At 66.1% G+C, this 16,064-nt stretch carries 21 protein-coding genes; 7 read left to right on the top strand and 14 right to left on the bottom strand.

All coding sequences use genetic code 11. From position 1 onward, the window contains the following. Position 1: 1 nt before the first annotated feature. From ACEN9O_RS30195 to ACEN9O_RS30205, 3 genes are all read right to left on the bottom strand, one after another. Positions 2 to 1,321, bottom strand: coding sequence for an ATP-binding protein (locus ACEN9O_RS30195; RefSeq protein ID WP_495615459.1), 1,320 nt, complete (start codon positions 1,319 to 1,321; stop codon positions 2 to 4). A gap of 109 nt (positions 1,322 to 1,430) precedes the next feature. After that, positions 1,431 to 2,300: a M90 family metallopeptidase gene (locus ACEN9O_RS30200; RefSeq protein WP_495615460.1), complete on the bottom strand. Its 870-nt coding sequence runs from the start codon at positions 2,298 to 2,300 to the stop codon at positions 1,431 to 1,433. A 132-nt stretch (positions 2,301 to 2,432) separates the two neighbouring features. Further along, on the bottom strand, positions 2,433 to 3,065 hold the full coding sequence (locus ACEN9O_RS30205) for a winged helix-turn-helix domain-containing protein (protein ID WP_495615461.1): 633 nt from the start codon (positions 3,063 to 3,065) through the stop codon (positions 2,433 to 2,435). A gap of 336 nt (positions 3,066 to 3,401) precedes the next feature. Here ACEN9O_RS30205 and ACEN9O_RS30210 point away from each other — a divergent pair, with 336 nt between their 5' ends. Continuing rightward, the gene (locus ACEN9O_RS30210) at positions 3,402 to 4,442 is read left to right on the top strand and encodes an OmpA family protein (RefSeq protein WP_495615462.1); all 1,041 of its coding nucleotides are present in this window, start codon (positions 3,402 to 3,404) and stop codon (positions 4,440 to 4,442) included. Between the two features lie 39 nt (positions 4,443 to 4,481). Further along, positions 4,482 to 5,360, top strand: a complete 879-nt coding sequence (locus ACEN9O_RS30215) for a YihY/virulence factor BrkB family protein (RefSeq protein WP_495615463.1) — start codon at positions 4,482 to 4,484, stop codon at positions 5,358 to 5,360. Here the strand turns inward: ACEN9O_RS30215 and ACEN9O_RS30220 are convergent. From ACEN9O_RS30220 to ACEN9O_RS30230, 3 genes are all read right to left on the bottom strand, one after another. Then, a complete protein-coding gene (locus tag ACEN9O_RS30220) occupies positions 5,336 to 5,626 on the bottom strand; it encodes a hypothetical protein (protein ID WP_495615464.1) in 291 nt (96 codons plus the stop codon). The two genes, ACEN9O_RS30215 and ACEN9O_RS30220, sit on opposite strands and share 25 nt — an antisense overlap. 84 nt (positions 5,627 to 5,710) lie before the next feature. Further along, on the bottom strand, positions 5,711 to 6,865 hold the full coding sequence (locus tag ACEN9O_RS30225; RefSeq protein WP_495615465.1) for an AI-2E family transporter: 1,155 nt from the start codon (positions 6,863 to 6,865) through the stop codon (positions 5,711 to 5,713). Positions 6,866 to 6,928: 63 nt separating this feature from the next. Then, on the bottom strand, positions 6,929 to 7,240 hold the full coding sequence (locus ACEN9O_RS30230; protein ID WP_486066981.1) for a BON domain-containing protein: 312 nt from the start codon (positions 7,238 to 7,240) through the stop codon (positions 6,929 to 6,931). A gap of 206 nt (positions 7,241 to 7,446) precedes the next feature. On the opposite strand from ACEN9O_RS30230, the gene ACEN9O_RS30235 reads away from it, so the two are divergent. From ACEN9O_RS30235 to ACEN9O_RS30245, 3 genes are read left to right on the top strand one after another with little or no spacing between them, the layout of a single operon-like run. Further along, positions 7,447 to 7,893 carry an outer membrane lipoprotein gene (locus ACEN9O_RS30235; RefSeq protein WP_495615466.1) on the top strand — a complete coding sequence of 149 codons (447 nt, stop codon included), beginning with the start codon at positions 7,447 to 7,449 and terminating at the stop codon, positions 7,891 to 7,893. A 42-nt stretch (positions 7,894 to 7,935) separates the two neighbouring features. After that, positions 7,936 to 8,088, top strand: coding sequence for a DUF3309 domain-containing protein (locus ACEN9O_RS30240; RefSeq protein WP_161007251.1), 153 nt, complete (start codon positions 7,936 to 7,938; stop codon positions 8,086 to 8,088). Positions 8,089 to 8,105: 17 nt separating this feature from the next. Continuing rightward, complete coding sequence (locus ACEN9O_RS30245; protein WP_495615467.1) at positions 8,106 to 8,444, top strand: hypothetical protein; 339 nt, start codon at positions 8,106 to 8,108, stop codon at positions 8,442 to 8,444. Here ACEN9O_RS30245 and ACEN9O_RS30250 read toward each other — a convergent pair. The 7 genes from ACEN9O_RS30250 to ACEN9O_RS30280 all read right to left on the bottom strand — a co-directional run bounded on the left by ACEN9O_RS30250 (position 8,441) and on the right by ACEN9O_RS30280 (position 12,623). Next, positions 8,441 to 9,604 (bottom strand): patatin-like phospholipase family protein, encoded by a 1,164-nt coding sequence (locus ACEN9O_RS30250; protein WP_495615468.1) that lies wholly within the window; start codon positions 9,602 to 9,604, stop codon positions 8,441 to 8,443. The genes ACEN9O_RS30245 and ACEN9O_RS30250 overlap by 4 nt on opposite strands. A gap of 45 nt (positions 9,605 to 9,649) precedes the next feature. Then, entirely contained in the window at positions 9,650 to 10,018 is a 369-nt protein-coding gene (locus tag ACEN9O_RS30255; protein ID WP_495615469.1) for a hypothetical protein, read from the bottom strand. A gap of 12 nt (positions 10,019 to 10,030) precedes the next feature. Next, entirely contained in the window at positions 10,031 to 10,399 is a 369-nt protein-coding gene (locus ACEN9O_RS30260) for a phage holin family protein (protein WP_495615470.1), read from the bottom strand. 16 nt (positions 10,400 to 10,415) lie between these two features. After that, positions 10,416 to 10,718, bottom strand: a complete 303-nt coding sequence (locus ACEN9O_RS30265) for an ElaB/YgaM/YqjD family protein (protein ID WP_008446875.1) — start codon at positions 10,716 to 10,718, stop codon at positions 10,416 to 10,418. Between the two features lie 61 nt (positions 10,719 to 10,779). Next, the gene (locus tag ACEN9O_RS30270; protein WP_495615471.1) at positions 10,780 to 11,307 is read right to left on the bottom strand and encodes a ferritin-like domain-containing protein; all 528 of its coding nucleotides are present in this window, start codon (positions 11,305 to 11,307) and stop codon (positions 10,780 to 10,782) included. A 22-nt stretch (positions 11,308 to 11,329) separates the two neighbouring features. Beyond that, positions 11,330 to 12,223: an OmpA family protein gene (locus tag ACEN9O_RS30275; protein WP_495615472.1), complete on the bottom strand. Its 894-nt coding sequence runs from the start codon at positions 12,221 to 12,223 to the stop codon at positions 11,330 to 11,332. A 10-nt stretch (positions 12,224 to 12,233) separates the two neighbouring features. Beyond that, entirely contained in the window at positions 12,234 to 12,623 is a 390-nt protein-coding gene (locus ACEN9O_RS30280) for a DUF4398 domain-containing protein (RefSeq protein ID WP_495615473.1), read from the bottom strand. Positions 12,624 to 12,761: 138 nt separating this feature from the next. Between ACEN9O_RS30280 and ACEN9O_RS30285 the strand changes: the two genes are divergently transcribed. Both ACEN9O_RS30285 and ACEN9O_RS30290 read left to right on the top strand, forming a co-directional pair. Continuing rightward, positions 12,762 to 14,828 carry an AsmA family protein gene (locus tag ACEN9O_RS30285; protein WP_495615474.1) on the top strand — a complete coding sequence of 689 codons (2,067 nt, stop codon included), beginning with the start codon at positions 12,762 to 12,764 and terminating at the stop codon, positions 14,826 to 14,828. Between the two features lie 117 nt (positions 14,829 to 14,945). Then, on the top strand, positions 14,946 to 15,170 hold the full coding sequence (locus tag ACEN9O_RS30290; RefSeq protein ID WP_495615475.1) for a YMGG-like glycine zipper-containing protein: 225 nt from the start codon (positions 14,946 to 14,948) through the stop codon (positions 15,168 to 15,170). A gap of 103 nt (positions 15,171 to 15,273) precedes the next feature. Here ACEN9O_RS30290 and ACEN9O_RS30295 read toward each other — a convergent pair whose 3' ends face one another. After that, positions 15,274 to 16,023 carry a Crp/Fnr family transcriptional regulator gene (locus ACEN9O_RS30295; RefSeq protein ID WP_495615476.1) on the bottom strand — a complete coding sequence of 250 codons (750 nt, stop codon included), beginning with the start codon at positions 16,021 to 16,023 and terminating at the stop codon, positions 15,274 to 15,276. Positions 16,024 to 16,064: the final 41 nt, after the last annotated feature.

The raw sequence follows: 16,064 nt of genomic DNA on the forward strand, positions 1-16,064 counted from the left end.
GTCAGCCGCTGGTCGCGGCCTGGGTGGGCTGCACCGGCAGGTGCACCGTGAAGCGCGTGCCCTGGCCCACCACCGAGGCCACCTCGATGCGGCCGCCGTGGCGGTTGACGATGCCGTAGGACAGCGACAGGCCCAGTCCGGTGCCGCTGCCGACCGGCTTGGTGGTGAAGAAGGGCTCGAAGATGCGGTTCAGGTTTTCCGGCGCGATGCCGCAGCCGTTGTCGCCCACCTCGATCCACACCCAGCCGTCGGCGGCGCCGGTGCGCAGCGTGATCACGCCCTGCTCGCGCAGCGCGTGGGCGGCGTTGACCAGCAGATTCATGAACACCTGGTTCAGCTGCGAGGCCAGGCAGGTGACCGGCGGCAGCGTGCCGTATTGCTTGTCGACCCGGGCCTTGTACTTGATCTCGTTGCTGACGATGTTGAGCGTGCTGTCGAGGCCGTGGTGCAGGTCGGCCACCTGCCACTCGGTCTCGCCCACGTGGGAAAAATCCTTGAGCGCCTGGACGATGTCCTTGACCCGCTTGAGGCCGTCCATCGATTCGCGCACCAGGTCGGTCACGTCCTCCTTGAGGAATTCCAGGTCGGCCTGCTGGCGCAGCGCCGCCAGCTGCGCCGCCAGCGCCGGGTGCGGCGCGGCGGCCTGCTCGTAGCGCTCGATCACGCCCAGCAGGGTGCCGACGTAGTTCTTCAGCGAGCCCATGTTCGAGTTGACGAAGCCCACCGGGTTGTTGATCTCGTGCGCGATGCCGGCCGCCAGCTGGCCGATCGAGGCCATTTTTTCCGATTGCAGCAGCTGCTCGTGGGCGTTGCGCAGCTCGCCGATCAGCGCCTGCTGCTCGAGGCCCTTGGCCTGCAGCGCCTCCTCCATGCGCTTGCGCGCGGTGATGTCGGTCAGCGAGCCGATCACCTCCAGCGGCACGCCCTTGTCGTCGCGGATCAGGCGCAGCGTGTCGTGCATCCACAGATAGCTGCCGTCGCTGATGCGGAAGCGGTATTCGTAGGCGCGCTGGCCCTCGCTGAACACCAGCGCCAGGCTGGAGAAGATGTTGGGGGCGTCGTCGGGATGGATGTGGTCGAACCAGAAGTTGGGGTCGGCCACCATCTGCTCGGGACGGTAGCCCAGCACGTTCAAGGCGTTGTTGCTGACGAAGGTCATCTTGAAGTCGCCGCTGGGCACGGTGCAATAGATGATGGCCGGCGTGTTGTCGACCAGGTACTGCAGGCGCACCAGCGGTGACGCCGCCTCGGGCGCGGGCGCTGCCGCGGCGGGCGCGCCGGCGGCATCCGAGGAAAGAAAGTCGAATTCGTCAAATTGCATATCAATAGCCTCGCGACAGCGTCTGTCCTGTGCAGATCGCGCAGGCGGACGACATGCATCAGCGTGCGCGGCTGAAACGATTATGCACTAGTTCGGAAATCGTGGGTGTTCAATGCGACCAGCCGGGCGACCAGTCGTAGGTGGGCTCGGCCGGTGGTGGCGGCGGCGTCATCCATGCTCGAGGATCGACCCGGTAGTACTTGAGGAATTCGGCGTACAGCTCGGCGTGGTGCTCGGCCATCTGGTACGGTTTTTCAAAGAAGGTCTCGGTGGCGACGGCGAAGAACTCGGCAGGATTGGTGGCGCCGTAGTGGTCCATCACGCTGTGCTGACGGTACATGGCGCTGTGCCGCAGGTGGTGGAAATCGCGCTCCAGCACCTCCGACCATTCGCGGTAGCTGGCGGGATTGCCGAGATAGGGCGCGCCGTTGGCGCGGCCCGACTCGCTGTCGAGCTGGTGCGCGAATTCATGCAGCACGACGTTGTGGCCGTCAGTCCAGTCGCCGGCACCACGCCGCACGTCATCCCAGGACAGGATCACGCGGCCGTCGTCCCAGGACTCGCCCAGCATGCTGTGGTGGCCCGGCGTGACCACCCCGCCCGGCCCGACCTCGGCGCGCCGCGCCACGAAGGCACTCGGGTAGACCAGGATGGTGTGCAGCGCCGGATAGACCTTGCTGGGGCGGTTCAGCAGCAGCAGGCAGGCCTGGCCGGCGATGGTGACGGCCATCTCGTCGCTCACTTCCAGGCCTTCGCAGCCGATGAATTTTTTCTGGTGCAGGAACTGCACCACCATGCGCTGCAACTGCTGCTGCAGGTCGGGCGCCATGCGGCGGTAGACCGGGATGTTGTCCCGCAGGATGGCCAGCGCCTCGGCCGGCAGGGGCTGGGCCAGCACCCGCCGCAGTCGCCAGCGCGGGTAGTAAAAAGGCAGCGCTATCAGCAGCGCCGTCAGGCCGATCCAGGTCAAAGCTTCCATGTGCCGCGCGTCCGTTTGATGTCCAGTCCAGGCTAGGTGGGGGGCCTGGTCGACATTTCAATATGCAAACAGCCGGGCATGCCCGGCTGTTCCATCATACGCGTGCGCAGCGGGGCGCGGCCATATCGGCGATCAGACGGCTTCTTCCTTCTGCATCGACGGCGCCGAGCCGAACAGCGCGGCCACCAGCGGGTCGCGCATCACCGGACCGCGGTTGACGCGGATCGCGTAGTGGGTGTCGTCGGCCAGGATGTGGAAATGGCGGCCGTTGCCGGCCATCGCCTGTTCGCGCAGGCCGGGACGTTCCTTGCGCGGCGGCGCGCCTTCGCGCTTGGGCTGGACGATGGCGGCCAGGAAGGCGCTGACGCGTTCCGGGTCGGGGGTCAGCTGGTAGACCGCCTTGCCCAGGTAGGTGGCCGTGCCTTCGACATAGCGGGCCAGTTCGATCACGCCCGCTTCGCGCAGGTCGCGGATGTATTTGCGGGCGCCGGACGGCGAAAACTTCAGGAACCAGGCGATTTCATCGGCCAGCATTTCATGCAGCTGCAATTCGCCGATCAGCTTTTGCATGTTTTCGATGCGACGCAGCGTGGCCGAGGTCGAGCGCACGCGCTCGATAGAGGCCATCGACAGCGCAGGCTTCCGGTCCAGCGGGGCCGGGGCAGGACGCTCCACCAGCATCAGCTTGGCGGTGGTGGCTTGCATTTCCGGCGAGGCTTTCATCTCGTTCTGGACCAGATGTTGAGGTTGTCTAACTGCATGCATGGGAACACTCCTTATAACAATTGCCGAGATTAGTGGCAGCGGATAGCGTGGCGGGCGGCGGGCTTTCGCTACGGTCTCTGCATCTGGCTCAAGAATGCCTTTTCGCAGCGCATTGGTCTGTGCGGCAACGAACATTAGCGACCATCCTTGGCACTTAAGGTGTGACCCGCGGCGCCGCGCTAAGTTTCCGGAACTGTGATGAATTTGATACAGCACAAAATTAGGTACGCTAGCGCACGGAAGAGCTGCACCAAACTGCTTAACCTTCGGTCCAACAGCGGTGCCTCAACATTGCTGGCAATGAAACACATCCAATCAATAATCGGGAGCAAACCTGTGAACAACACCAAAAAAATCGCCCTCGCCGCCGCGCTGCTATGCGCGTCGTTTTCCGCCCTGGCTCAGGATGCGGTCATCAATCCATCGTGGTATATCCAGCCCAGCCTGAACGCCATGAAGCCCGATTCGGACTTCGGCGTGGACAAGCGCGGCTACGGCGCCGGCCTCAAGTTCGGCAAGGCGCTCAATCCGGACTGGGATATCCAGCTCGGCGGCACCTATGCCCGCTCGCGCGAAAACGGCCAGCGCTACCAGCAGAACACGCTGGGCGTGGACGGCCTGTATATGTTCTCCCGTAAAAGCTTCCGGCCCTTCCTGCTGGTCGGCATCGGCGCCGAGCGCGACAAGGCCAACCTGAACGTCATCGGCGAGCGCACCAAGACCTCGCCCTACCTGAGCGCCGGGCTGGGCTTCCAGGCCGACATCAGCGACCAGGTCGCCTTCCAGGCCGACCTGCGCGATGTGCACGGTTTCATCCGCGGCAGCGAATTCCCCAACAGCAAGAGCAATAACTACTACGCAACCATCGGCCTGAACATCGCCTTCAACGCGCCGCCAAAAGCCGCGCCGCCGGCGCCGCCGCCACCACCGGTGGTGGCCGAACCTCCGCCACCACCACCGCAGCCGGCGCCACCGCCACCGCCGCCACCGGCGCGGTTCGAGAAGGTGACGATGTCGGCCACCGAGCTATTCGGCTTCGACAGCGCCAAGCTGGGCCCCGACCAGCCCAAGCTGGACGACATCGCCAACGTGCTCAACACCAACCCCAGCATCGACAACGTGGTCATCTCCGGCTACACCGACCGCCTGGGCAGCGACAAGTACAACCTCAAGCTGTCCGAGCGCCGCGCCAACGCGGTCAAGGACTACCTGGTCGGCAAGGGGGTCGCGGCCAGCCGCCTGAGTACCGTGGGCAAGGGCAAAGCCAATCCTGTCGTGCAGTGCCACGACAAGAAACGCGCCGACCTGATCAAGTGTCTGGAACCCAACCGCCGCGTGGAAGTCGAACAGATCACCGTCGAACGGCGCGTGCAATAAGCCAGCTCAGCCCCGCTCCGGTAGCGGGGCTTTTTTCTGATGAAGCGGAATCTAGTGTCGGTGCTGCGATGTACCGTGACCGAATGGTTTGAACACCGCGCCAGCAGCAAGGGCGCGGCGCTGGCGTTCTACACCTTGTTTTCGATGGCGCCGATCCTGGTGCTGGTGCTGGCCATCGCCGGCTGGTTCTATGGCCCGCAAGCGGCCCGGGGCCAGCTGTTCGGCGAGCTGCGCGCCCTGGTCGGCGACCAGGGCGCGCAGGCGCTGCAGCTGGTGCTGGCCGGCGCCCGCAACAAGGAGGAAGGCCGGCTCGCCACCCTGCTGGCCGGCGCCCTGCTGCTGTTCGGCGCGACCAGCGTGTTCGCCGAGCTCAAGGCCAGCCTGGACGATATCTGGCAAGTCCCGCCGCTGACCCACGGCACCGTCTGGGACGTGGTGCGCACCCGCCTGCTGTCCTTCGGCATGATCCTGGTGCTGGCCTTCCTGCTGATGGTGTCGCTGGTGGTCAGCGCCGCGCTGACGCTGCTGGAAAACCTGTGGGGCGCGTACTGGCGCGACGCCGGCATGGTGCTGTCGGCCATCAACTTCCTCATCGGCTTTGTCGTGATCGCCGCCTTGTTCGGCGCGATCTTCAAGCTGCTGCCGCGCATACGGCTGTCCTGGCACGACGTGACGATAGGCGCGATGGGCACGGCCGCGCTGTTCACGCTGGGGAAGTATCTGATCGGCGTTTATATCGGCAACAGCGGCGTCACCAGCAGCTTCGGCGCGGCCGGCTCGGTGATCGCGCTACTGCTGTGGGTGTACTACTCGGCGCAGATCTTCTTTCTCGGCGCCGAGTTCGCGCGCCAGTACGCGCTGCAACTGGGCAGCCTGCGCATAGCCCCCGACGCTCACACCAGCGTGCGCCGCAGATAGGCGCGCCGCGTGGCCACCGGCAGGTCGGCCACCGGCACCGCCGCGGCCAGCGCCTGCTGGTCGGCCTCGCGCACCTGCGCATCGGGCGCCAGCACGCGCGAGATCACCTGCGGGCTGATGCCTATGGTCTGCAGGAACTCCACCGCGCTGGCGGTGCCGATGTCGCGCTGCATTTCCAGCGCGTGGCGCACGATAAATTCCAGGGAGTGCCAACCCGCGGTGTCCGAGGTCCCCGGCCGCTGGCGGCGGTCATGCTCTGGATTCATGGCGAACTCCTCAAAGTGTCTGTACTGCTTATCTTAGCCGACCCGCGCGCAGAAACAAGGCCGATCGCGCCGCCCTGCCCGGCCCTACTCGCCCAGCAATTCCGCCACCACGTCCATGCCTTCGACGCGCTCGGCCACCACCTTGACGATGACGATCAGCGGCACGCCCAGCAGCAGGCCGGAGACGCCCCACAACCAGCCCCAGAACAGCAGGCTGACGAACACCGCCGCCGCGTTCATGCGGGCGAAGCGGCCGGTCATCCAGGTCGCCACCACGGTGCCAACCAAGGTCGCGATCGCCAGCGAGGTGCCCATCACCAGCAGGCTCATCTGCAGCGATTCAAACTGCAGGAAGGCGACCGCGCCGGTGGCCAGCGTGATCAGCAGCGGCCCGAAGTACGGCATCAGGTGCAGCAGCCCGGCCACGATGGCCCAGGCGCCGGCGTTCTCCAGGCCGATCCAGCGCAGCGCTATCCACATCAGCAAGGCCAGCAAGCCGTTGGTGACAAGCAGCATCAGCATGTATTTCTGGATCGACGAATTGATGTCCTCCAGGATGTGGACGGTGATCTTCTTCTTGCTCAGCGACGGCCCGGTCAGCTTGACCAGCTTGCGCTTGAAGGTGTCGCCCGACAGCAGCAGGAAGAACACCAGGAAGATCACCATGATGGCCTGGCTGAGGAAGCCCATCACGCCCATCGAGCCGGCCCAGATCCAGTCCAGCACCGGCAGGTTGCCGCTGTCCGCCGACGGCGCGGCCTTGCGCACGGCGCGGCGCTCCTGGGCGCCGGCGGTGGCCTGCTGCAGCTCGGTGGCCACGGCCTGGATGCGCTGCAAGGTGCTGGGGCCGCCATGCATGCGGTCGGTCAGCAGGCGCGACAGTTTATGGCTGACGGTGGGCAGCTCGTCGACGATGGACTGGAACTCGTCCTGCACCTTGTCGATCACCACAAAGGCGCCGCCCAGGATGGCGGCCGTCACCAGCGTGGCGCCCAGCACGCGCGGCACGCGCAGGCGCTCCAGCCAGCAGACGATGGGACTGAGCATATAGGTCAGCAGTATGCCCAGCAACAGGGGCACCAGGAAATTGCGCGACCATTGCAGCGCATAGACAAACGCCACGGTGGCGATCACGCCCAGCGCGAGGCCGCGGGCGTTGACGTGCAGGGGGATACGGGGCGGATCGCCATCGGCGGCCACTGCGTTGACGTGGGGAAGTTCGGCAGACGGCTGGTCCATGATGGCTCGCAAAGAACTCCCGGCGCGGCGCCCCGCCGGGCTGGCCGCGCCGGCAGGTAAGACTTACTTGACGCGGATGTCGTTCTTCACAGCGGTCACGCCCTTGATGCTGCGCGCCACTTCGCCGGCCTTGGCGATATCCTCAGGCTGGGCCACGAAGCCGCTCAGCTGCACCGTGCCCTTGAAGGTTTCCACATTGATTTCGGTGGACTTCAGGCTGGGCTCGTTGAAGATGCCGGCCTTGACTTTGGTAGTGATGACGGAATCGTCGACATACTCGCCCGTGCCTTCTTTGGTCGAGGTCGATGCGCAGCCAGCAGTGGCGAGCAGCGAAACGGTGAACAGGGCAGTAGCGATTTTATGTGCGATTTTCATGGCATTCTCCTTGGGTATTGAACAGTGGTTTGTCAGCCAGCGGAATTGGATGTCCCCGCTACCGATGTAGAGGTTTTACGCTCCTTCCCCGCCCGCCTCTGTACGCTAACGTACACAGACGCGCATCGCCGGGCTGGGTGCGAAAGCGCACAGACCCCGGCCTGTGCGCTGTCTATTCTGGAATCACACTTTTTCGGGAGGACAATATGAAACACTCGACCACCATAGCAGCCGTGCTGATCGCGGGAACCGCCGTCCTGGGCGGTTGCGCCAGCACCAGCTCGCCGCAGCAAAGCAGCTACGTCAACCCGACCGACACCGCTTCCTACGGCACCATTGAATCGATCCAGCCGGTGCAGACCAAGGCCGGCACCAGCGGCGCGGGCGCCGTCACCGGCGGCCTGGTGGGCGCGCTGCTGGGCAACCAGGTCGGCTCGGGCAGCGGCCGCACCGCCGCCACCGTGGCCGGCGCGGTCGGCGGCGCCGTGGTCGGCAACAAGGTGGAGGAAAGCCGCAACCAGCCGCACGATCAGTACCAGATCAGCGTGCGCATGGACAACGGCGACTACCGCATCGTCAACCAGGACAGCGTCTACGACCTGCGCACCGGCGACCGCGTGCGCCTGGTCGACGGCCGCCTGTACCGCTATTAATCCTGCCGCCCCGGCAGCCAAGCATTCAACAAGGAGAACAATATGGGTACCATCATTCTGATCATTTTGGTGCTGGCACTGATCGGCGCCCTGCCGACCTGGCCGCACAGCCGCAACTGGGGCTATGCGCCCAGCGGCATCACCGGACTGGTGGTGGTGATCCTGCTGATCATGCTGCTGACCGGCAGGCTGTAACCACCTCGGAGGACATCATGGCTCACTTCAAGCACTTGATCCTGGGCGTGGCGCTGGCGGGCGCCGCACTGGCAACCCAGGCCCGCAGCAACACCACGCCGCCGCAGAACGTCCAGTTGCAGAAACAGGAAATCGCCAAGGGCGATCCGCCGCGCTGGTACCAGGACGACACCAGCCCGGCCGCGCAGATGCGCACCCTGCGCAAGGAAATCGGCGCCGCGCTGGCCGAGGCCACTATCGCCTGCAAACAAGGCCCGGCCGCCGAACGCGGCACCTGCATCAAGGACGCGCGCGAGACCTACCGCCACGACATGGCCAACGCCGCGCAGATCCGCGCGGAGAACCATCAGCACTAGGCCGCCCGCTCCTGGCCGTGCGCCGGCTGCCGCAACGGCGGCAGCTCGTGCACGACCAGCGGCGTGTCTTCCGACACGAACGACAACCAGCCGGCCGCCTTGATGGCGCGCAGCGCGTCCTGGTAGCCCTGGTCCCAGCGCCATTCGATCGAGCCCTTGGAGAAGTTGATATCCTTGGCCGCCATATTCCAGTCGCGCCCCGCATATGCCAGCCGCACCACGTGCAGCGTGCTGTCGCCGCCCAGCCCGGCGAGCTCCTGCGCGCCCTGCTCCGATTTGGCCCGCTCCGGCAACTCCGCGTACAGCTCGCGCAGCTTCTGCTTGAGCTTGTGGGTGGCGACATAGTCCTGCAGGTGGCGCTTGGAGCGCGAGGCGAAGGTCACGTCCTTCTGCCGCGTCTGCACCTCGTCGAGCGTGGTCGGCTCCGGCCCGTCGGCGTTCCACAGATCCACCATGAAGCACAGGGTATCGACATGCTCGTTATCGTCCAGCACGGTTTCCAGCGGGGTGTTGGAATACAGGCCGCCGTCCCAGTACAGTTCGCCGTCGATGCGCACCGGCGGGAAGCCCGGCGGCAGCGCGCCGCTGGCGCGGATATGGTCGGCGTTGACGGTCAGCTCGCGGTTGTCGAAGCTGCGCAGGCTGCCGCAGGTGACCTTGAGCGCGTTGACCGTCAGCCGCATGCCACCCGGCGCGTTGAGGTAGTCGAAATCGATCAGACGGTTGAGCGTGTCGCCCAGCTCGCTGGTATCGTAAAAGCTGGCCTCTTCGGGCGCGACCGGAGCCCCGGTCGGGAACAGGCTCATGAAACGCGGCCGGAAGAAGCCCGGCACGCCGCGCATGACGGTGTCCCAGGTTTGCAGCAGCACATTGGAGCGCCGCTGCGGGTCCGACACCCGGCTCATGTCGTAGCTGTCGCGGTGGGCCACGCCGTCCCAGAACTGCTTGAGGCGGCTCAGGCGGGTCTCGTGCGGATTGCCGGCCAGGATGGCGGCGTTGATCGCGCCGATCGAGGTGCCGACGATCCAGTCCGGCGCCAGGCCGTGCTCATGCATGGCCTGGAACACGCCGGCCTGGTAGGCCCCCAGCGCGCCGCCGCCCTGCAGCACCAGCACCACGCGCAAGCGTTCGGGATTCAATTCGGGTATGGCAATGCTCATCTGTGACTCCGATAAAAAAACGCCGCGGCTGCGGCGTCTGGCGGATTACTCCTGCTCCGGCGCGGCCGGTTGACGTCGCAACAGCCACGCCAGGCCGAGGCCGGCGGCCACGGCCACGCCCATCGCCGGCTTGACCAGGCGCTTGCGGGCGATATAGGACCCCACCGTCAAGGCATACGGCAACAGCGCCTTGAAGTTGACGCTCTTCAGGCCGCCCGGCTGCAGCAGGCCGCCCAGGCGGGCCTGGGCCATGCCGATGGCCTGCTCGACGGCGCCATGCAGCAGCGCGTCCGGCTGCAGGGCGTTGCCCACCAGCGCCTTGGCGTGCACCACCTTGATGCGATACAGCTCGCCTTCGCGGATCAGGCGCTGCTTGTCTGCCTCGACGCTGGCGCGTTCAGCTTCTTTGCTCATCTGCTCTCCCGGTTACAACAACATGTCGCGGTCGGACTTGAGTTCGGCCATCGTGGCCGGCATCGACAGTTTGCCGCTGCGTATCATGCTGCGCGCATACAGGATCAGGGCAATCGCGATCAGCAGGAACACGCCGGTGATCAGGGGCAGGATCTTCCACCCCATCGCGTCCCAGGCCAGGTAGGCGATCGTCACCGTGCCGTAGGCCAGCGCGAAGCAGCCCGCCACCACCGCCAGCGCGAACACCAGCACCAGTTGCAGCAGGTGGTTGCGCACCTGCGACAATTCCAGCGCGGCCAGCTCCAGCCGGGTCAGCACCAGGCCGATCCCGTTGCGGGCGATATTGCCCAGCGACGCGATCAGGCCCGGTGGACGGTTCATCTCATCGGACACGGGCTTACTTGCGGCCGATGATGACGCCGATCAGCAGGCCGACGCCGGCTGCCGCGGCGATCGAGCGCCACGGGTTTTCCTTGACGTAGACATCCGCCTGCTTGGCCATCTCCTTGCTGGCGGCGACCGCGCTTTGCTGGGCTTCGTGGGCCTTGGCCAGCGCGGTGTCGAGCGCGCGCATGCCGCGGCCGCGCAGTTCCTCGGCTTTTTCGCCGGTCAGCGCGGTGGCGGCGGTGAACAATGCTTGCGCATCCTTAACCAGAGTTTTCACGTCGTTATTCACGGTACTGATGTTTTGTTCCAGCATGATGGAGCTCCTGTTATGGTTGTGTGAAGTGAAAACTGTACAGCAAACTGCAAAAAAGCCATTATCCCAGCAAATCGCGCATATCGTCCGCGTGTTCCTCCTCGACCGCCATGATCTTGATCAACAAGTGGCGCGTGGTCGGGTCGGTGACGCCGATCTGTTCGATCATCTGGCGGTAGGACTCGATGGCGACACGCTCGGCGATCAGGTTGGCCTTGATCATCGATTGCACATCGTCAGATGCATCATACTCGGCATGGCTACGTGCGAGCAACGTTGCTGGATTGAAATCCGGCTGGCCATTCAATTGAATGATACGCTCCGCCAGCCAGTCGGCGTGTTCCTGTTCCTGCATCGCGTGCTCCAGGAACTCGGCCTTGATCGGACCGTTGTCGCGGCCGGTGACCGTGTAGTAGTGCCGCTTGTAGCGCAGGATGCAGACCAGCTCGGTGGCCAGCGCATCGTTGAGCATCTTGATGACGGCCGTGCGGTCGCCCTGGTAGCCGGCCGTGACCGGGCCGTCCTGCAGGTTGCGGGCGGCCGCGCGGATGGCCTCCCTGTCGATGCCGGTGGGAGTGGATTCAGCCATGATCTGCTTTCCTTTCGTGGGTTTAGTGACGGGTGGCGATCGGCGCGCCGTTCTGCGACAGCACGATCTCGACGCGGCGGTTCAGCTGGCGGCTGCCGGCGTCGCCGTTGCTGGCGACCGGGAAGGCCTCGCCATAGCCGCGCGTGGCGATCTTGTCGCTCTTGACGCCCAGGCCGATCAGCGCGTTGCGCACCGATTCGGCGCGGCGCTGCGACAGCTCCAGGTTATGCGAGGCGGTGCCGGTGCTGTCGGTGAAGCCTTCGATCAGCACCGCGCTTTGCGGTTCCTGCATCAGCACGTCGGCCAGCTTCTGCGCGGTGCGCATGCCCTCGGCGCTGAGCTCGGCGCGGTCGACGTTGAACAGCACATCGCTCAGCGTGATGACGATGCCGCGGTCGGTTTGCTTGGCTTGCAGGTCGGCCAGCTGCTGCTGCAGCGCGGCGTTCTTGGCCGCCTCGTCGCGCGCGCTGTTGGCGGCGGCGTCGGCCTGGGCGCGCGCGGCGTCGGCGTCCGCCTTGGCCTGGTTGGCCTGCGACTTGGCCTGGTTGGCTTCCATGGTGCGCTGCTCCAGGCGGATCTCGTCGCGCTGGCGGCCGGCGTTGGCCAGCTGGCTCTCGGCCTCCTTCTGCTTCGCGACTTCACGCGCGGTGGCGATCTTCTGCTTGGCGATGTAGGCCAGCTTGTCGATCTGGTCCAGGCTTTCCTTGCGCGCGGCGGCGGCGTTGGCGCGGTCCAGCGCATCGGACGCGGCCTTGAACTCCAGCGGCGCGTTGCTGGCCACCGAAGGATTGCTTTGCGCGGCCATGAAGTCGCCGCGGGTCTGGTCGAGCAGGCTGGTGGTGGTCGGCGTGGTGCTGCAGGCGGCGACCAGCAGGGACAGCGCGAACACGGATGGCATCAGGTGGTGGGATTTCATGGTGGGCTCCTTATTGTTGGCTGGTGCTGTTGCTGCGGTTCAGTTCCTCACGCAGCGCGCGTATGCTTTGCTGCAGCTCGTCCGCCGCCATCGTGGCCTTGGTGGAGCTGGCCTTGCTCTGCGCCAGCTGGGCGTCCGCCGAGGCCTGGTTGGCCAGGTCCTGCGCGGTCTTGTAGTCCTTGGCGGCCAGCGCCTGGTTGGCGCGCATCAGCTTGTCCCGCGCCGATTGCATTTCGGCTGGCGCCAGGTCGGAGGCGCCGGCGCTGGTGGCGTTGGCCACGGCGGCGCGCGAGACGGCGACGTCGGCGGTGGCCGGGGTTTTCTCGCTGGCGCAGGCGCTCAGGCCCAGCACGGCAGCGACAGTACACAACAGGGTCAGGCGGTGTTGAGCGGTCATCATTATTCTTCTCCTCAAAAAAACATGCGGTAGGTTGACGTTATAAGCCCATGCCGATGCAGCCTCAGTACGGTGCCGCACATTCGGCGCTTGCCCTGGGCTAGTAAAATACCGCTATTCCAATAAGAAGATAGGCCTGCCATGTCCCTGCCACCGTCCCGGCCGCCGCGCCGCCGCGCCCGCATCGCGCTTGCCGTCGGCGCCGCCCTGATCGCCGTGCCCGTGATCGCCGTCGTCGTCCTGGTCAATTACGACTGGAACCGCGCGCGTCCCTGGCTGAACGAAAAAGTCAGCGAGGCGATCGACCGTCCGTTCGCCATCCGCGGCGCGCTGTCGCTGACCTGGGAGCGCCAGGGCCACGGCGCCGCCGACCGCAGCTGGACCGACTACCTGCCACTGCCGCACCTGGTGGCGCGCGACGTCCAGGTCGGCAACCCGGCCGGCTGGCCGGCGCAGGCGGCCATGGCCAGCGTGCGCGAGTTCTCCTTCTCCATCGACCTGCTGCCGCTGCTGGAGCACCAGCTGTCGATCCCGGTGCTGCGCTTCGACAGCCCGGAGGTGCTGCTGCAGCGTAACGCGGACGGCCGCAACAACTGGACCTTCAAGCCAGCCGACAAGCCCTCGCCATGGAAGCTGGACTTGCAGCGCGTGGTGTTCACCAAGGGCACGGTGCACTACGTCGACGCCATGACCCAGGTGGATGCCGTGGCCGAGGTCGATACGCTGAACGCCGATCCGACCTACGGCGTGGCGTGGCGCCTGCACGGCAAGCGCAACAAGCAGACCGTCAGCGGCAGCGGCAAGGCCGGCGCCGTGCTGTCGCTGCGCCAGCAAACCACGCCCTACCCGCTGGCAGCCGACATCGACATCGGCGGCACCCGCATCGCCGTGACCGGCACGCTGACCAAGCCGGCCGCGCTGGCCGCGCTCGACATGCGGCTCAAGCTGTCCGGCCCCAGCATGGCGCGGCTGTACGGCCTGACCGGCGTGCTGCTGCCCGAGACCCCGGCCTTCGAGACCGAGGGCCACCTGATCGGCAATCTCGGCGACCGCGCCAGCCGCTGGACCTACGAGCAGTTCAGCGGCCGCGTCGGCCACTCCGACATCGGCGGCAAGCTTGAATACCAGGCCGGCCCGCCGCTGCCGCGGCCGCTGCTGACGGGCACGGTGCAATCGAAGCTGCTGCAGTTTGCCGACCTGGGCCCGCTGATCGGTGCCGACTCCAACGCCAGCAAGGAGGCGCGCGGCGTGGCGCCGGTGCAGCCGGGCGACCGCGTGCTGCCGGTGGAACCCTTCAGGACCGAGCGCTGGACCGCGCTGGACGCCAACGTCGGCTTCAAGGCGCTGCGCATCACGCGCGACAAGGACCTGCCGATCGCCAACCTCGACACCATGCTGCACATGCGCGACGGCGTGCTGTCGCTGACGCCCTTGAACTTCGACATCGCCGGCGGCCGCTTCACCTCCAACGTGGTGCTTGACGGCAGCGGCAAGCTCAACCCCAACGCCATCCGCGCCGAGCTCAAGGCCGGCGCGCGCCACCTCAGGCTGCGCCAGCTGTTCCCGCGCATCGAGGAAATGCAGGCCACGGTGGGCGAAGTCAACGCCGACATCTCGCTGTCGGCCACCGGCAACTCGGTGGCCGGCCTGCTGGCCTCGTCCAACGGCGAGCTCAAGGGCGTGATCAACGAAGGCAGCATCAGCAAGCTGCTGCTGGAAGAGATGGGCCTGAACATCGGCAACGTGGTGCTGACCAAGCTGATCGGCGACAAGCAGGTCAAGCTCAACTGCATGGTGACGGACTTCGGCGTGAGCAAGGGCCTGATGCAGTCGCGGCTGTTCGTGGTCGACACCTCGGACGCCCGGATCGACGTGGCCGGCACGGTCAACCTGGACAACGAGAAGATGGACCTGACCCTACGTCCCGACGCCAAGGGCTTGCGGGTGATTTCGCTGCGGGCGCCGATCTATGTGCGCGGCACCTTCAAGCAGCCCGACATCAGCGTCGACAAGGGGGTGCTGGCGCTGCGCGCGGGCGGCGCGCTCGCGCTGGCCGTGGTGGCGCCGGTGGCCGCCATCCTGCCACTGGTCAACGCCGGTCCCGGCGAGACCACCGGCTGCACCACGCTGCTGGCCGAACAGGGCGGCAAGCCGGTGGCGCCGCCGCCGGGCAAGACGCTGGCGCCGAAACCGCCGCTCAAGCACTGACGGCGGGCGCGCCTCAGTGTGCGCTGTCGAACGGAATTGCCAGGGATTCTTGCGTACGCTAGCGGTATTGGTGTAGGCACTCCTGCCGCGCCTCAATCAGGAGCAAGGAGAAGAATCATGAACAACATTAAACAGCTGGTATCGAGCGCCGCCATCGTGGCGGCCACACTGGGCCTGAGCGCTTGCGCGGGCATGTCCAACCAGGATAAAAGCACCGCGGTCGGCGCCGGCGTTGGCGCCGTGGCCGGATCGGTCCTGACCGGCGGCAGCGCGGTCGGCACCGTGGGCGGCGCAGCGGTCGGCGGCGTGATCGGCAACCAGGTCAGCAAACCTCCGCGTTAATTAAATCACCTCAACCTGGGGTCAAGTCTGACATTCGGACACGAGCTCTGCCGTAGCCTTGGCTACGGCAGAGCTCGTGTCCGAATGTCAGACTTGACCCCAGTTACAGGAAGACGTTGGCCATCCCGATGGCGCCGTCGTCCTTCACCAGCTCGTAGCAACGGCAAGACGCCGCCTCCAGCCCGGCAGGATCGAGGATCTCGATGTTGCCGCGGCTGTAGGTGATCAGCTTCTGCTGTTGCAGCGCGCTGGCCGCCTTGGTCACACCGACCCGCCGCACCCCCAGCGCATGCGCCAGGAACTCGTGGGTCAGGTGGAATTTCTCCGATTGCAGACGGTCGCGCGTGATCAGCAGCGAACGCGCCAGGCGCGCCTCCAGCACATGAAAGCGGCTGCACACGGCGATCTGGATCGCCTGCGCCAGCAAGGCGTCGGTGTAGCGGTACAGCAGCCGTTGCAGCGCGGCGATGCGCTTGAACTCGGCGCAAAAGACCGCCGCGTCCATCCGGCTGGCGCGGCCGGCGCGCTGCACCACCGCGCGCACCAGCGCCTGCTTCTGGCCCAGCGCCACCGAGGCGCCTATCATGCCCTCCTGCCCCACCGAGCCCACCTCCAGCGTCATGCGCCCTTCCGCCACCGCCAGCAGCGAGATCAGGCAGCCGACCGGGAAGTAGATGTGGCGGATGGCCTGGCCCGGCTCGTACAGCACGTCGCCCGCCTCCACCCTGACCGTGTCGCACAAGGCCAGCAACCTGCTGCGGTCGTCATCGGGCAGGCTGGACAACAAGCGGTTCAACACCGGTCTGGGCTGTGCCCTGTCGTCGTCGGCAAAAGTGGAGGGATGGGTATGCATGGAACCAGCCTAAAGGCAGCCAATTGCCCTGTATGTACGGT

Source organism: Duganella sp. Dugasp78 (assembly GCF_059491455.1).

Excerpts from the sequence above, each read along its gene's own strand:
- ACEN9O_RS30195 (WP_495615459.1), bottom strand. The coding sequence starts at position 1,321 with ATGCAATTTGACGAATTCGACTTTCTTTCCTCGGATGCCGCCGGCGCG.
- ACEN9O_RS30200 (WP_495615460.1), bottom strand. The coding sequence starts at position 2,300 with ATGGAAGCTTTGACCTGGATCGGCCTGACGGCGCTGCTGATAGCGCTG.
- ACEN9O_RS30205 (WP_495615461.1), bottom strand. The coding sequence starts at position 3,065 with ATGCATGCAGTTAGACAACCTCAACATCTGGTCCAGAACGAGATGAAA.
- ACEN9O_RS30215 (WP_495615463.1), top strand. The coding sequence starts at position 4,482 with ATGAAGCGGAATCTAGTGTCGGTGCTGCGATGTACCGTGACCGAATGG.
- ACEN9O_RS30220 (WP_495615464.1), bottom strand. The coding sequence starts at position 5,626 with ATGAATCCAGAGCATGACCGCCGCCAGCGGCCGGGGACCTCGGACACC.
- ACEN9O_RS30225 (WP_495615465.1), bottom strand. The coding sequence starts at position 6,865 with ATGGACCAGCCGTCTGCCGAACTTCCCCACGTCAACGCAGTGGCCGCC.
- ACEN9O_RS30230 (WP_486066981.1), bottom strand. The coding sequence starts at position 7,240 with ATGAAAATCGCACATAAAATCGCTACTGCCCTGTTCACCGTTTCGCTG.
- ACEN9O_RS30235 (WP_495615466.1), top strand. The coding sequence starts at position 7,447 with ATGAAACACTCGACCACCATAGCAGCCGTGCTGATCGCGGGAACCGCC.
- ACEN9O_RS30240 (WP_161007251.1), top strand. The coding sequence starts at position 7,936 with ATGGGTACCATCATTCTGATCATTTTGGTGCTGGCACTGATCGGCGCC.
- ACEN9O_RS30245 (WP_495615467.1), top strand. The coding sequence starts at position 8,106 with ATGGCTCACTTCAAGCACTTGATCCTGGGCGTGGCGCTGGCGGGCGCC.
- ACEN9O_RS30250 (WP_495615468.1), bottom strand. The coding sequence starts at position 9,604 with ATGAGCATTGCCATACCCGAATTGAATCCCGAACGCTTGCGCGTGGTG.
- ACEN9O_RS30255 (WP_495615469.1), bottom strand. The coding sequence starts at position 10,018 with ATGAGCAAAGAAGCTGAACGCGCCAGCGTCGAGGCAGACAAGCAGCGC.
- ACEN9O_RS30260 (WP_495615470.1), bottom strand. The coding sequence starts at position 10,399 with ATGAACCGTCCACCGGGCCTGATCGCGTCGCTGGGCAATATCGCCCGC.
- ACEN9O_RS30265 (WP_008446875.1), bottom strand. The coding sequence starts at position 10,718 with ATGCTGGAACAAAACATCAGTACCGTGAATAACGACGTGAAAACTCTG.
- ACEN9O_RS30270 (WP_495615471.1), bottom strand. The coding sequence starts at position 11,307 with ATGGCTGAATCCACTCCCACCGGCATCGACAGGGAGGCCATCCGCGCG.
- ACEN9O_RS30275 (WP_495615472.1), bottom strand. The coding sequence starts at position 12,223 with ATGAAATCCCACCACCTGATGCCATCCGTGTTCGCGCTGTCCCTGCTG.
- ACEN9O_RS30280 (WP_495615473.1), bottom strand. The coding sequence starts at position 12,623 with ATGATGACCGCTCAACACCGCCTGACCCTGTTGTGTACTGTCGCTGCC.
- ACEN9O_RS30285 (WP_495615474.1), top strand. The coding sequence starts at position 12,762 with ATGTCCCTGCCACCGTCCCGGCCGCCGCGCCGCCGCGCCCGCATCGCG.
- ACEN9O_RS30290 (WP_495615475.1), top strand. The coding sequence starts at position 14,946 with ATGAACAACATTAAACAGCTGGTATCGAGCGCCGCCATCGTGGCGGCC.
- ACEN9O_RS30295 (WP_495615476.1), bottom strand. The coding sequence starts at position 16,023 with ATGCATACCCATCCCTCCACTTTTGCCGACGACGACAGGGCACAGCCC.